Origin of the sequence: Aeribacillus sp. FSL K6-8210, from assembly GCF_037963925.1 — a bacterium.
Lineage (GTDB): Bacteria > Bacillota > Bacilli > Bacillales > Aeribacillaceae > Aeribacillus > Aeribacillus composti.
In genome coordinates, this window is record NZ_CP150172.1 from 2,647,422 (window position 1) to 2,659,260 (window position 11,839).

17 protein-coding genes are annotated in these 11,839 nt (G+C 31.6%); all 17 read right to left on the reverse strand.

Annotated elements, in window-relative coordinates; translation table 11 throughout:
• Positions 1-327 precede the first annotated feature (327 nt).
• Positions 328-498 carry a hypothetical protein gene (locus NSQ41_RS12755; protein WP_339210064.1) on the reverse strand — a complete coding sequence of 57 codons (171 nt, stop codon included), beginning with the start codon at positions 496-498 and terminating at the stop codon, positions 328-330.
• Positions 499-535: 37 nt separating this feature from the next.
• On the reverse strand, positions 536-748 hold the full coding sequence (locus tag NSQ41_RS12760) for a hypothetical protein (protein ID WP_339210065.1): 213 nt from the start codon (positions 746-748) through the stop codon (positions 536-538).
• Between the two features lie 13 nt (positions 749-761).
• Positions 762-1,076, reverse strand: coding sequence for a hypothetical protein (locus tag NSQ41_RS12765; RefSeq protein WP_339210066.1), 315 nt, complete (start codon positions 1,074-1,076; stop codon positions 762-764).
• Between the two features lie 79 nt (positions 1,077-1,155).
• Positions 1,156-1,950, reverse strand: coding sequence for a hypothetical protein (locus NSQ41_RS12770; RefSeq protein ID WP_339210068.1), 795 nt, complete (start codon positions 1,948-1,950; stop codon positions 1,156-1,158).
• A 58-nt stretch (positions 1,951-2,008) separates the two neighbouring features.
• Entirely contained in the window at positions 2,009-2,326 is a 318-nt protein-coding gene (locus NSQ41_RS12775) for a hypothetical protein (protein WP_339210069.1), read from the reverse strand.
• 88 nt (positions 2,327-2,414) lie between these two features.
• Entirely contained in the window at positions 2,415-2,708 is a 294-nt protein-coding gene (locus NSQ41_RS12780) for a hypothetical protein (RefSeq protein ID WP_339210071.1), read from the reverse strand.
• On the reverse strand, positions 2,695-2,856 hold the full coding sequence (locus NSQ41_RS12785) for a hypothetical protein (RefSeq protein ID WP_339210073.1): 162 nt from the start codon (positions 2,854-2,856) through the stop codon (positions 2,695-2,697). The genes NSQ41_RS12780 and NSQ41_RS12785 overlap by 14 nt, the downstream gene beginning before the upstream one ends.
• Positions 2,853-3,641: a hypothetical protein gene (locus tag NSQ41_RS12790; protein WP_339210075.1), complete on the reverse strand. Its 789-nt coding sequence runs from the start codon at positions 3,639-3,641 to the stop codon at positions 2,853-2,855. Before NSQ41_RS12790 ends, NSQ41_RS12785 begins: the two co-directional genes overlap by 4 nt.
• A gap of 27 nt (positions 3,642-3,668) precedes the next feature.
• Entirely contained in the window at positions 3,669-4,082 is a 414-nt protein-coding gene (locus NSQ41_RS12795) for a hypothetical protein (protein ID WP_339210076.1), read from the reverse strand.
• Positions 4,083-4,283: 201 nt separating this feature from the next.
• Entirely contained in the window at positions 4,284-4,463 is a 180-nt protein-coding gene (locus NSQ41_RS12800; protein WP_339210077.1) for a helix-turn-helix transcriptional regulator, read from the reverse strand.
• 423 nt (positions 4,464-4,886) lie between these two features.
• Positions 4,887-7,478 (reverse strand): TraR/DksA C4-type zinc finger protein, encoded by a 2,592-nt coding sequence (locus tag NSQ41_RS12805; protein WP_339210079.1) that lies wholly within the window; start codon positions 7,476-7,478, stop codon positions 4,887-4,889.
• Positions 7,435-7,599: a hypothetical protein gene (locus NSQ41_RS12810; RefSeq protein WP_339210081.1), complete on the reverse strand. Its 165-nt coding sequence runs from the start codon at positions 7,597-7,599 to the stop codon at positions 7,435-7,437. Before NSQ41_RS12810 ends, NSQ41_RS12805 begins: the two co-directional genes overlap by 44 nt.
• Before the next feature lie 438 nt (positions 7,600-8,037).
• Complete coding sequence (locus NSQ41_RS12815) at positions 8,038-10,011, reverse strand: hypothetical protein (protein ID WP_339210082.1); 1,974 nt, start codon at positions 10,009-10,011, stop codon at positions 8,038-8,040.
• A gap of 29 nt (positions 10,012-10,040) precedes the next feature.
• Entirely contained in the window at positions 10,041-10,238 is a 198-nt protein-coding gene (locus NSQ41_RS12820; RefSeq protein WP_339210084.1) for a helix-turn-helix transcriptional regulator, read from the reverse strand.
• A 101-nt stretch (positions 10,239-10,339) separates the two neighbouring features.
• Entirely contained in the window at positions 10,340-10,543 is a 204-nt protein-coding gene (locus NSQ41_RS12825; protein ID WP_339210085.1) for a hypothetical protein, read from the reverse strand.
• A gap of 211 nt (positions 10,544-10,754) precedes the next feature.
• A complete protein-coding gene (locus NSQ41_RS12830) occupies positions 10,755-11,651 on the reverse strand; it encodes a hypothetical protein (RefSeq protein ID WP_339210087.1) in 897 nt (298 codons plus the stop codon).
• Positions 11,648-11,779, reverse strand: a complete 132-nt coding sequence (locus tag NSQ41_RS12835) for a hypothetical protein (RefSeq protein WP_339210089.1) — start codon at positions 11,777-11,779, stop codon at positions 11,648-11,650. Before NSQ41_RS12835 ends, NSQ41_RS12830 begins: the two co-directional genes overlap by 4 nt.
• Between the last annotated feature and the right edge of the window lie 60 nt (positions 11,780-11,839).

Sequence of the window (11,839 nt, forward strand, 5' to 3'; positions counted from 1 at the left end):
CAAAATATTTCGTCTTTCCATCTATTTCAACATTTCCTTTTAAACCAAAAGCGTTATTAAAGTTTTTTTATCTCATCATTGAGCATTTCTATTCGTTCTAAATAAAAATTATAATTTTTACCCATTATTTCACCCACTCTCTTTCACTCCCCTAATCAACCCAAAAAGTCACACACATTGCAACAATACTAGCCAAAACAATTGATGTATAATGCACTTTGTTCTTACTCAATGTTTCACCGATTAATCCCATTAGTCCAATTATCATCAGAAAAATTAATACTATCTGAAACGCTAACATCATCATTTATTCCCCCATATCATCATTTAATCAGGCTTATCATCTAATTGAATATCCCCATCTGAATAATAACTAACTGTTCCAGCATATTCCCAATCATTATTGCTATTTTTCTCTCTAATAAAATGAGCAACCGTCAAACATTCTTCATTTTGATTTAATATTGCATGTCTAAATTCCCATTGTTTAATTTCCATATTTTCACCCCATTAAAAAAGCACCTTGACGTAAATATCAAGATGCTTCTACATTTTCATTATTTTTCTTTTTCCCCATTTCTTGATAATATTCATCAACAGTCTTTTTTAATTCATCAGTTAATATATAAAGATAGAACACCTTCAAATTTCTAATTGAACGTGCTTTAGTTATGTATCTAAATCCTTTTAAGTTCAAATACTGACTTAATTTTTTGTTATAACAATAAAAGAATTTTACATTATCCACTACAATTCCCCTCCTAAAATTTCATTGAATTTACATTAAATCTAAACAAGCAAACTTCTCCATCTGAATTAACAATTTCTACATATTCTTCTTTTTCATTTTCTAATAAATTGCTTTCTAAAAAGTGAACACCTTTTAAGGTCAATCCAATTGCCAGTTCATTGTCTGATTCTCCGACAACTTCAATCATTCCGTCAGCTTCTAATACATCAAAATCAAATCTGTTTTCATCATAAAAGGATATATCAAACAATCTACAGCTCCACAAACCGTGTTTTCTTGCAACTGTGTAAATATATTTCAATATCTTCAATCTATTCTCTAACATATAATTTCCCTCCTAAAAATAAAACACACCCATCGTAATGATGAGTGTGTTAGTTTTTAAATTTCCATAAATTATCTTTTTATTGAAGCGACTTTCGTAATTCAAAATACTGTTCGATATTCTTTTTTGCATCTTGTAAGTAAATTTTAGTTAAAATAACAACATTTTTAAAGCTGTAATCTTTGTTCTTGGCAACAACTAAAACATTATGAACATCTGTAATAGCAGATTGCAAATGATTATGTAATTCAGCTAAACCTTCAACACTACTATCAGGGAAACCGTAAAAATCAAAAAAGCTACCATTTAAAGCATCTTCTAATCTAAGTATCTCTGATACGTATATATTGAATTCAATTTTATTAGAAATTAATTCTGTGAATAATTTCGCAAAATTTTCATAAGTATCTTTGATAAAATCAAACTTTTCATCTGAATATTTCAAAAACTCCTCTTTACCTATTTCATTTTCTTTAATTATTTGATCAAAGAATTTGAATTCATCTTGCCACTCGATTAATATGCTATCACCAACAATTTCATCGTATTGTATTTTCATAGGCTTATATTTACAATTATCATCAATCCATTGAACTCTACATAATGGAAAACCAAAATTTACTTGACGTATATTACTGTACAACAATAGATATATAACTTCATATGGCTTATTACCAAATTTAATTATTGTTTTTTCTTTTGCATAGTCAATATATTTTAGTTCTTCGGTCAAAGTTTCTATCAAATTCTTCAATTCATCTTTTTTAGTACTATCAACAAGTATTTTTACACTTAACCTCTTTGCACTTTGAGAGATATCTTCCATCTCAATAACTTTATATTTAATCTCATTATTCATTTTTTTAATATTCATCATTATTCCCTCCATGTTCCCATAGATAAAAAGCACCCCAGAGGATGCTTTTAGTTGGTTATAATCCCATCTTTTTTAAAATGTGAATTTCTCCAGCTTTTCCTTTCATTTCTTCCCATGAAGTAAATTGAGTTGTCTCTGAGATATATTTGTTAAATTCCTTTTCATCTAAATTTTTAAAATCTTCTTGATTTTCAACTTTAAAAGGACTTTTTTCAAAAAACTCTTCAATTGTACTAAATTTTGTGTACTTCTTCATAAATGAAGGATTAAACAGCTCAGAAAAACCTATTTCCTTACCTGACTCATATTCTTCAAGATTTTTTTGCATTTTATTTAATGTTTTTTCTAAATTTCTAAACCCTTTAATTTCCAAGATATTTCACCTCCTCCCACCTACCATAATTCGGCAGAAGGAGACGAATTCCTTCTAAATTATGTATTATATTACAAATTTTTAACCATTACCCAACCTTGCCCATAAATTTCTTTATCTCTTTTTCTCTTTCCTTCCTAATTCTTTTAACACTTTCACTCGGCAGCCATTTTTTCTCTTTGTTCTGTATCACTTGCCTAATCTTGTGAACACTAATCATATTCAATTTCAAATCCTTTATTTGCTGAATCGTTTCAGCCCCAAGCATTTCGCAACATTTCAAGAACAACAAAGTATCGCTATGCCTTGTTTCCTCGAATTTCTCTAAGCAATATTCAACTAACTCTTTCACCGTTTTGAATTCTTTCTCAATATTCACCATTCAACCATTCCCCTTTCTCATTTTCATCTTCATATATCGCTTCCCATTCAGCTTCACATTGACCACATTCCACCTCTAAAGCCTTCTCATACTCAATTTCTAATCCACATTTGTTGCACTTGAAACAGTGCGGAATCTTTATGCTCATTGAGATATCACAACCTTTTTGATGTCGTACTGAATCCACTCGCCTTTTTCAAGTAGCTTTTTAGCCACATAAAAATAGAACCCATCATCAAAATCGGGTTCTTTTTTAGTGATTATGTATTCAATATATAAATCTCTATATGTATCATTGTCTTCAAAAAACTCATTAACGTTACTCAACCAGAACTCAGACAATTTAGATTCATCATATTCAAATTTCTCAAAAACATCTTCTCTTAATCGAATTGGCAATCCTTCTGCAAATATAAATCCTTTTTCATCGCAATAGAATCTTTCGTTGAAACTCATATTGATTGCTTTATCATTAACAAAATCTCTAAATTGTTCTTTTGTACTCTCTCTATTTGCTATATTATTCAAAACGAATTCTTTGATTTCATCTTCATCTGTTAAATCCTTTTCAACAAAAACAATCTCAACATCATTTTTCTCTAAAACATCCTTTGGATAACAAGCATATACATCCATTTCTTCTGGAACATCAATCTCTTCTAATGTCCATAGTGGCTTTTGTATATTCATCCAATATAATCTCGCAAATTTTACGAAATCTTTCTTAGCAATGTACTGAATTGCTTCATTATAGAAAGGTTCAATTTCTTCAAGCAACTCTCCAAAACATGTATCGTCAATCAAATATTGAACAAAATCTTCAACATTCTGTTCACATATATATTCAAATGCTTTCTCTTCATTTTCAGCGAAAAACACTAAAACATCTTTTTCATCATATATATCAACATAATACGCTTTATACAGTTTCATTTAATTCCTCCTATTCCATTTACTCTTTTAATCTTTTAATTTTGGGATTTTCGGTTTCTGCACTTGAACCCGATTAACATACTGACCAGTTGTTAATACATTTTTTAACTTTTCTTTCGTCTCATCATCTAGTTTTGAATAAATATCAAAACCATTTTTGCCATCCCCTAAAAACTCATTTTCTTCAATAACATTACTTTCATTTTCTTCTTCAACTTTCTCGCTAACTTCATTCACATCTATGGCATTTCGAACTTTCAACAACGCTTTAATATTTTCTAATTCTTCGAGAATCATTCGATTGTCTTCAAGCAATTGATTGATAAATTTAAACAACCCTTTAAAAAGCTGGTCATTTGCTCTTCTACTTTTTTGATATGTGATATAGTCAATTAACTCCAAGAACTCTTCTTTAGTCATTTCACTTACTTTCTTATCCATTTACTTCACCTCATCAATATTTTTTTAACGCACGAACAAAAAAGCAGACCTCAACAATTGAAGTCTGCTGCTCATGCGTAGGAGGAAACAAAATATGAGACTACAGTTATTGAGGACACTTCTGATGTCTCAAATGTCTATCCATATATTTATTGACCGTGAATAGACGAGGCACTATTTAATAGTGATGCGGTCAAGTAATTAATCCATGAAAAACAACGACACACCGAACAGTTCCTCGATTTTCTTTGCAACAATCTTTGATGGCTTTCGTTTTCCGTTCTCAATCATTGAATACATTGCTTGTGTAACTCCAATCCTTTCTGCTACATCTTTTTGCGTCATCTCTAGCAAAATTCTTATTTTCTTTATTCTTGACATCACCTCTCACCTACCCGTGTATTTATCGTAAAGTTATAGAATATAACCAAAAAAACAAGACAGTCGAACGCTCCGACTGTCTTAAAAGGAAAATGGAGGAATTAAACGACATCGTTACTGTCGCTTCTGCTATTCGTGGATTGGCAAAAGCAAAACAAGAATTAATTAATATTTATTGATACAATTAAATACCTTGATTAAATTGCTGATGAAATTGTTAAACAAAAAGTTGGTGGAACAAAAAGCACATACAAGTTATAAAATATAACCTGTCGTGCTTCCGTTACCCTTAAAGACTATTATCGTATTTCATAAAAAATAACCCCAAATCCCTTGCTACTATAAGGAATTTAGGGTATAATGATTTATTTACCTTTGCACAAAGTTACAAAAACTATTGAAAAATAATGATTTTTTGCACTTTTATTTTCGTTCAACTTTTTTCTGTTTCTGTCTCAATCGTTTTACCCTCTCACGTTCACGCTTCTTGGCACACTTTTCACAGTACTTTTTCGCTCGTTTCTTCTCAATCCGTTCGCCACACATTTCACATTGTTTCGTTCCCTTTAAGTTACGTTCTAAGTTTTTCAATATTATATCTCCAAAACTTGCCCAAAGAGTTGTTTTAAACGGACTATCTTTCAAATGTTTCACTAACACATCTGTTACATATTGCACATCGTCATTAACTTTCAATAATTCTTCTCTAATACGCTGATAAACGTACGGCATTTTATAAGATTCATGTTCTTCTTGATCGTTCATCAACTGCTTTTTGTTTTTGTTTAATTCCTCATATTTGCTAATAATCTCTTCATCTAATTTAACTCTTTTATTCTTCATTAGCATTTTGTAATCAAACTTACTTGCAATCTTCGTAAAATTAATTCTCTTGTCGCGGATAATTTCATGCAATCTGTTCACCGTACTATTATTGATTGGTTCAACTTCCTTTTTCTTCTTGAATGTGAGCGTTCTTTTTTTGCCGTCCTTCGTTATTTGAACTTTTTTTGTTTCTTCTTTTACATATTTAAAGAAATGTGGCATCTTACTCTTAGCATAGGATTTCAGTGTTTGTCTTACATCTTCAGGTGGTTCAGGCATAAATAAAGTTTTTGCATAATCAATCACAAAATTGTTATACATTGTTAGCCACTTAATCGCATCTAAATCCACTTTTTCACTGTTCCAAATCTTAGTTATGTCATTGCTAATAACTCCAATATTAGCCTTATAAGCTAATATTAAACTTTTATAAATATTCTCTGAATTGATCTCTTCTGCACCTGCTTTAGCCATTTCATAATACAAAGGAACAATGCCTTGCATATTTCTTTCTGCAACTTTTACCAATGTCTCATCTTGAATCACAAGAGCTTTATCACCATCATTATCAAATTGCAGCATTTTGCTAATTGGATCATGAATGCTTGTGTAAATTCCTTCCGTAATAAACCATTTTTTCTTTTCATCATCAATTACATTGTTTCTAATAGCATGTTCACGATAAAGGTGAGGGGAGCGCAGCACATCAACTTTACCTTTATCAAATAATCTGCAATAAACTTCACCGTTAGCAAGCAAGCCTTTTGGATTTTCTTTTCCTAAAAACAGTCTCTCACAAAATGCATATAAATCTGGGCAAAGAAAAGTGTATTTACCATTCACATTAAGTTTTCCGGCTCTAGCTTCTTTAACTAACTTTCTCTTTTTATCTTTAATAACTTGTCTTGAATGTGGATCATTCAATAATTCAGGGTAAATTAATAATGCTTGTTGAAACCAATTTTTCTTTTTATTTTCTTTTGTTGCACCCAATACTCTCAGCATTGTTTCTTTATCGCTACCCACATTCAAAATGTCTTGAATTGTATCTTCAGCAATCTTTTTTAACTCCTCATCAGTAATATCAGTTAGAGTCTGCAACATTTGATAATTTAATTTCCCTTCGCCAGATGTATCTTCTTCATTTAGCTTTGCTGCTTGGCAATTGTATTTAATAAATTTATCTTTATACTCTTGCCAATCGTTGTAATACTTCCACATTTTAAATTGGCTTTTAGTGAAAATTATTTGTATATCATCTTTAATAATATCCCATTCCTTACCGTAAATATCTTTTACAACAAATGAGCCATGTTCTTTTGCAAACTTATCAAAAGGGAAGGGGACTAATAGCCCCTTAATCCAAGGTAATCTAACCATGAATGATTTTTTACTTTTCTTAGGTAAAATCATTCCACAACCATCTGTGTGTTCAATGGGGATGCCCATTTCTTTTCTTGTAATTTCATATGTATCACGATCAATAAAATCTACTATACTATGTACTGTTGTTTCTAAATCATCAACAACAATTGACTTATGTATGTTAAAACCTTTCCATTCCTCTGTAGCACTGTTTGTTAAAGCTAAATATGCTTGGTATTTATTAATGTTAACTCCGCCTTTTGAATTAATTTCTTCTACACTCAAGCCACAAGTGAGCGAATTCTTATGTTTTTCCCATAAGGATTCACGAAGAAATACTGCTCTCTTCGTTCTAATCTGACCTGCGGAGCTACTAAAATATATGTATTTTTCATTGTTATGTAAAAATCCATTTTTGATTAAGTCTTCTAATATTTGAAAATAGTAGACTTGTACCACTATGATATCTTCTGATAATTCATTTTCTTTAATGCCTAGTGTTCTTGTTAATACGGATTCAAATAGACCAATTACTTTGTTTTCTTTGAGTGCGTCTTTTCTTAGGTGGCGGATATTTTTATTTTCTACAAAAGATTTATGTAATTCGTTTTTTAACTTTGCAATGCGTTGACTTATGTATTTTTTATAGTATTTATATCTTTCTTCATTATTCTTATATTTTTTATCAGAAAGCCTTTTTTTCAAAACATCCCTATGTCGATATAATTTCAAAAGCTTCTTATGTATTTTAATCTCGTTATCATTATAAAACGCAGAAGTATCAACTGAATAGATACGCACCAATTTTTCTAATTTTGCTGTCATACACATTCCTCCATTTTCTTATAATTTTTCTCACCCCAAAAGCCCAAACAACAACATCAACCGATTTTTGCTTTCTTCTTGTCGTTATCATTGCCATTCTGATTGCATTTGTCATTGTCATTGTTCATCTTCTCCTTTTGTTCACATTGTCTATTGTTTTCCTTTTATTTTCTTTGTGACTGATTGTTTCTTGAACATACTTTCATTTTGAAAAGTACGTTAATGTTATTGTTCATTTTGCATTGTCATAACGCAACTTTGCGTTATCCTGTTTCAACGACAAGAAGAAAGCGAATTATTTACCCTCATAGCCCATCACCTCCTTTCAAGTTTATTGTTGTGGGGGTGCTACCTAACCATCTTCTACAACTTTTGTTTCGTTCCTTACGTCACTCCACAAAAGTTGTAGAACCTGCCGATGCACCACCCCCACACCCCCTCACATCGGCAATTATTAACTTTAAGAATTAATCCAGAAACCCATTTACTGTAAATGATTTGCAAACAATCTGTCAAAGTGAAGAAAATTTCTATATATAATTCTATATAGAAAAATTCTTCACTTTTTCTCGGCTACATTCTCAAAAACTCCATCATCAACTAACATGAAATATTTGTATCCATTCTTTTTGAGAATGATTTTTATATTAAACTTTGAAAATATGGTTATAAATTCTGTTTTATGCTGTTCCCAGTTTTTATTAATAAAGTCCTTAAAAGGTTGACCTCCTACCTTTTTTGCTGTAAATTCTCTGTTCGGCTCACTCCGTAAATATTCATATACCCGTTCAGCCCACTTGTAACATTTTTCCTTTAACTTTTCATTCTGTTGCAACGGAACTTCAATAATGTTTTTATTTGGTATATGAAATACTTCTTGTAGCAGCTTGTTTGTTTTTGGTTTATTATGATATAATGTAACTGTTACTTTTGTGTCCGCATTAATGTTTCGAATGCTTGTTCTATGTATAATTTGCGAAAGATCGGCTTTAATTTGCTGTTCAAATAGCCTTTGCAATCTTGAATCAACAAACCATTGTTCTTTGTAGAGTTTCTCTTCTTCTTTATCAGTCACATCACGAACTAATCGTAAATCAATATCTGTTCCATACAGTGCAATAGCTTGCAATTTATATTGTTGCGGTGGTAATATAGGTAAATTCAAAAGGGCTATGTGATTGTATTTGTTTAAATCATTTTTTCCTATAAGATTGCGTATGTTAATGGCTAACTGATCATTTTCATTGATTTTCTCTTTGAAAAACCGTTCATATTGTTCTGATGTAATGGCACCGGATTGTATGTAAAAATTCGTATCTTCTTTGGATGGAATAGGCAAAACGTCTATTCCATTTTTTCTTTTCGATATGATATCAGATGCGATTTTTTCTTTGATTTCCTTATCTTTATCGTTTCTTGCTGAACTAGAAGTATTAATTTTGCACCATTCGATTGTCAACCGATCTTTGTAATTGTGATAATTTTTAACCTCTACAATGTCATATCCTCCATGACGATAAACTTCATTTGTATGTATTGCCGTTCCATCTAACACAAGTATGTTTCCAAATGAACCGTAATCTATGTATTTTGAGCAAAGGATGACTGTTTTCTTACCATTCCGATCAATTGCCCCAATATCATCTTCAAACAATAAACGCTTGAACCATTTGAATTTATTTAAATGCTCTATTTCTACACCATGAGTATTAAGTGAGTCTAAAATATATCGTAAGACGTTTTCAGTATCTGTCCCTTCGTATTTGCGGATTAGTTTTTTTGTTGTTTTGCCGACTGAATGGAGTAGTTCGTAGTTAATTAATTCGTTGATGAGCCCTCTTCCCTTCGCTTTGTAAAAGGAAATCAGTTTCCCATTGTCGGTGTTTTCTGCAAGCGCATCAAACCAATCCACCGAATTATTTTCAGACGATATATCAAATACTGCCGTGTCAAAGAAAATAGGCATTTCGTCTGCAATAATGGTTCTAGGTATGTATTTACGCTTCAGTTTTATGTCTGACGGTAATCTACCCCAATATGCTTTTTGTGCATATTTAGTGAAGAGTTCACGATTTCCGTAATCTAATGCAAGATCCCTAAAACGTTGCTGTGTAATGCAAAGCATTTGATACTCTTGAATCACGGGTTTGACGGTCTGTATATTTTCATCATCGACCGTAAGAATGGTCTTTGGAATATCGGTATATGTATAGATGTTCTGAACAAAAGCGTTCATCGTATCACCATTATTGAATACCAGCAAGAACGGATGTTTTTGATACGCATCTGTAATATTCATCTTTATGATCGCTTGTAAAGCCGTCGTTTTTCCTTGTCCGGGTGGTGAATTAAGCACCCGTTTTATGTATTTTATTTCGGATTCAGGATGTTTCTGTAAGTATGTATAAATTGCTTGGGATTGCTGCACAAAATCGTATATATGATTAAATGTTTCAAGAAACGCTTCTGGATGTAAATTATTAAGTTGACTCGAATCAATAAAAGGCTTTAAATCTTCTAATTCAAATGTCATATAATTCCCCCTTATTCTTTAAATAAAATTCAGTTTTTAATGCGGTTATCGTGCGTTTCGATATACTGACGATAAGCTATTAGATTTTCCTTTGACAAATTCATCTTTCCATTTTCGTATTGGCTAATGGCAGCACTCGTAATTCCGATTGCCGAAGCAATTTCTTTAATTCTTATTTTCTTTTCCTTTCTCCTGAGCATGTATAAATGGCGTTGTTTGATGTTCACGGTTCATTCCTCCTTTTGATTAATAAATTAAGCCTTTCGAGGGCAAAAAAGAGTTACCCTCGAAACGAAGGTCAAATATAGTTAAAGTCAAAGTATATGTATTAAATTGCTTTTTTCTTTGGTCTGCCACGTTTCTTTTTCTTTAGTGGCTGTTGATTCGTCTTATGTATAAGATCGTCAATGGTGAGTAATTTCTTTTCTAGTTGCGGTTTCTTGAAGTGTTCTGGGTGTTGCAATGGAGTTTTCATATTTTTCCATTCATTAAAAAATAGTCTGATCGAATTCTCCCAGTACGTTTGATTCATTACATTCCCCCTTTCATTTTTTAAAAAATTATTGTTGACACCTTCATTTTAATGATGTATCATTTAGTTAGATTAAAAATTCAATTTAAAATGGGTATTTATGCAAAAAAAGACATGAAGGTGTCGTTTCCATCTTAACATTTTATTGAATCTATGTCAATAGTTTTCTATATTTATATATTAAGAGATGCGTTTAAAGAACGTGTCTTTTTTATTTTTTCACAAGTCGTAATTTCGGTTTCATTCGCTCAATTTTAACTGGTTGCAGATACTCATCATATGTTGCTTTCACCATCGGTAATTTTCCTTCAAAAATCTCGTCAATCTTATCCAGCATTCGTTGTCTAAGTTCAGGATCACGGTCTTTTGCAATCATCACTGAATCGAATATCATTTCCCCGAACGTATCGTTCCATTCATCTTCAATTTTGTCTACAAAAACAGCATCTAAAAATGTATCACGGTCAATACGTTCTGGAAGATTGCGAATAGTATCTTGACTCCGTTTTGAATGGTCTAGCGTTAAAAGGCTCAAGAATTCATTCTTTGAGATAGTTGCATCGCTAATGAACATGTATTCGAGATATTTGCGAAAATCAATTGTGCAAAGTTCCACTGTCAATGCTTCAAGTGCCTGATAATGGAGATCATGAAGCGTTTCGAGTGCTTGCATAGTGCGTTTATTTTTCTTCGGCTTTGCTTTGATTTGCTCAATAAGTGTTTTCAATTCCCCGAGATCGTCAATCAGCTTGACACGCAATCGCTTAAATTGTCTATGTAGCTTCTTATATTGCGACCATATCCGTTTCAAATAAACAATCACATTGAAGATAGAATAAGAATCTGTATTTTCAGCGTAATATCGAACCATATGCCATTTTTGATCTCGTCCCTGCATTGTTTGTTCAAGCAGTTCATTAAATCCTTTCGGTGACATTTCCTTTTTGTTCATTAACAAAAGGTATGTCATCATTTTTTCGTAAATGGTTTCTTCCCATGCAAGGATTGTTTTGTTTCCGTGAAGTACATGCTGATGAAAGTTCGTAATATCGTCTTGAATTTTTGATTGGATAGTTAAAAGCTCATTTTTCAATTGAATAGAGTTCATTTAGATTCCCCCATTTTCTTTTTTCGTTTATACTCATCAATCAATGCTTGTCCGGCATGTTGTTTTAAAAATTCCACATACTCGTCAATATCATCCCATGCGATTAGAAAAAGGTTATCTGATTGCATTAAATCGCTTCCTCCTCAATTTATTTTTTACCAAATCAAACCACCAACCTCCTAAGCTCA

Coding starts and splice junctions, on each gene's coding strand:
- NSQ41_RS12770 (WP_339210068.1), bottom strand. CDS start 1,950: ATGAATATTAAAAAAATGAATAATGAGATTAAATATAAAGTTATTGAG.
- NSQ41_RS12780 (WP_339210071.1), bottom strand. CDS start 2,708: ATGGTGAATATTGAGAAAGAATTCAAAACGGTGAAAGAGTTAGTTGAA.
- NSQ41_RS12805 (WP_339210079.1), bottom strand. CDS start 7,478: ATGACAGCAAAATTAGAAAAATTGGTGCGTATCTATTCAGTTGATACT.
- NSQ41_RS12755 (WP_339210064.1), bottom strand. CDS start 498: ATGGAAATTAAACAATGGGAATTTAGACATGCAATATTAAATCAAAAT.
- NSQ41_RS12835 (WP_339210089.1), bottom strand. CDS start 11,779: ATGCAATCAGATAACCTTTTTCTAATCGCATGGGATGATATTGACGAG.
- NSQ41_RS12815 (WP_339210082.1), bottom strand. CDS start 10,011: ATGACATTTGAATTAGAAGATTTAAAGCCTTTTATTGATTCGAGTCAA.
- NSQ41_RS12800 (WP_339210077.1), bottom strand. CDS start 4,463: ATGTCAAGAATAAAGAAAATAAGAATTTTGCTAGAGATGACGCAAAAA.
- NSQ41_RS12785 (WP_339210073.1), bottom strand. CDS start 2,856: ATGAGCATAAAGATTCCGCACTGTTTCAAGTGCAACAAATGTGGATTA.
- NSQ41_RS12810 (WP_339210081.1), bottom strand. CDS start 7,599: ATGACAATGACAAATGCAATCAGAATGGCAATGATAACGACAAGAAGA.
- NSQ41_RS12825 (WP_339210085.1), bottom strand. CDS start 10,543: ATGAATCAAACGTACTGGGAGAATTCGATCAGACTATTTTTTAATGAA.
- NSQ41_RS12765 (WP_339210066.1), bottom strand. CDS start 1,076: ATGTTAGAGAATAGATTGAAGATATTGAAATATATTTACACAGTTGCA.
- NSQ41_RS12790 (WP_339210075.1), bottom strand. CDS start 3,641: ATGAAACTGTATAAAGCGTATTATGTTGATATATATGATGAAAAAGAT.
- NSQ41_RS12795 (WP_339210076.1), bottom strand. CDS start 4,082: ATGGATAAGAAAGTAAGTGAAATGACTAAAGAAGAGTTCTTGGAGTTA.
- NSQ41_RS12830 (WP_339210087.1), bottom strand. CDS start 11,651: ATGAACTCTATTCAATTGAAAAATGAGCTTTTAACTATCCAATCAAAA.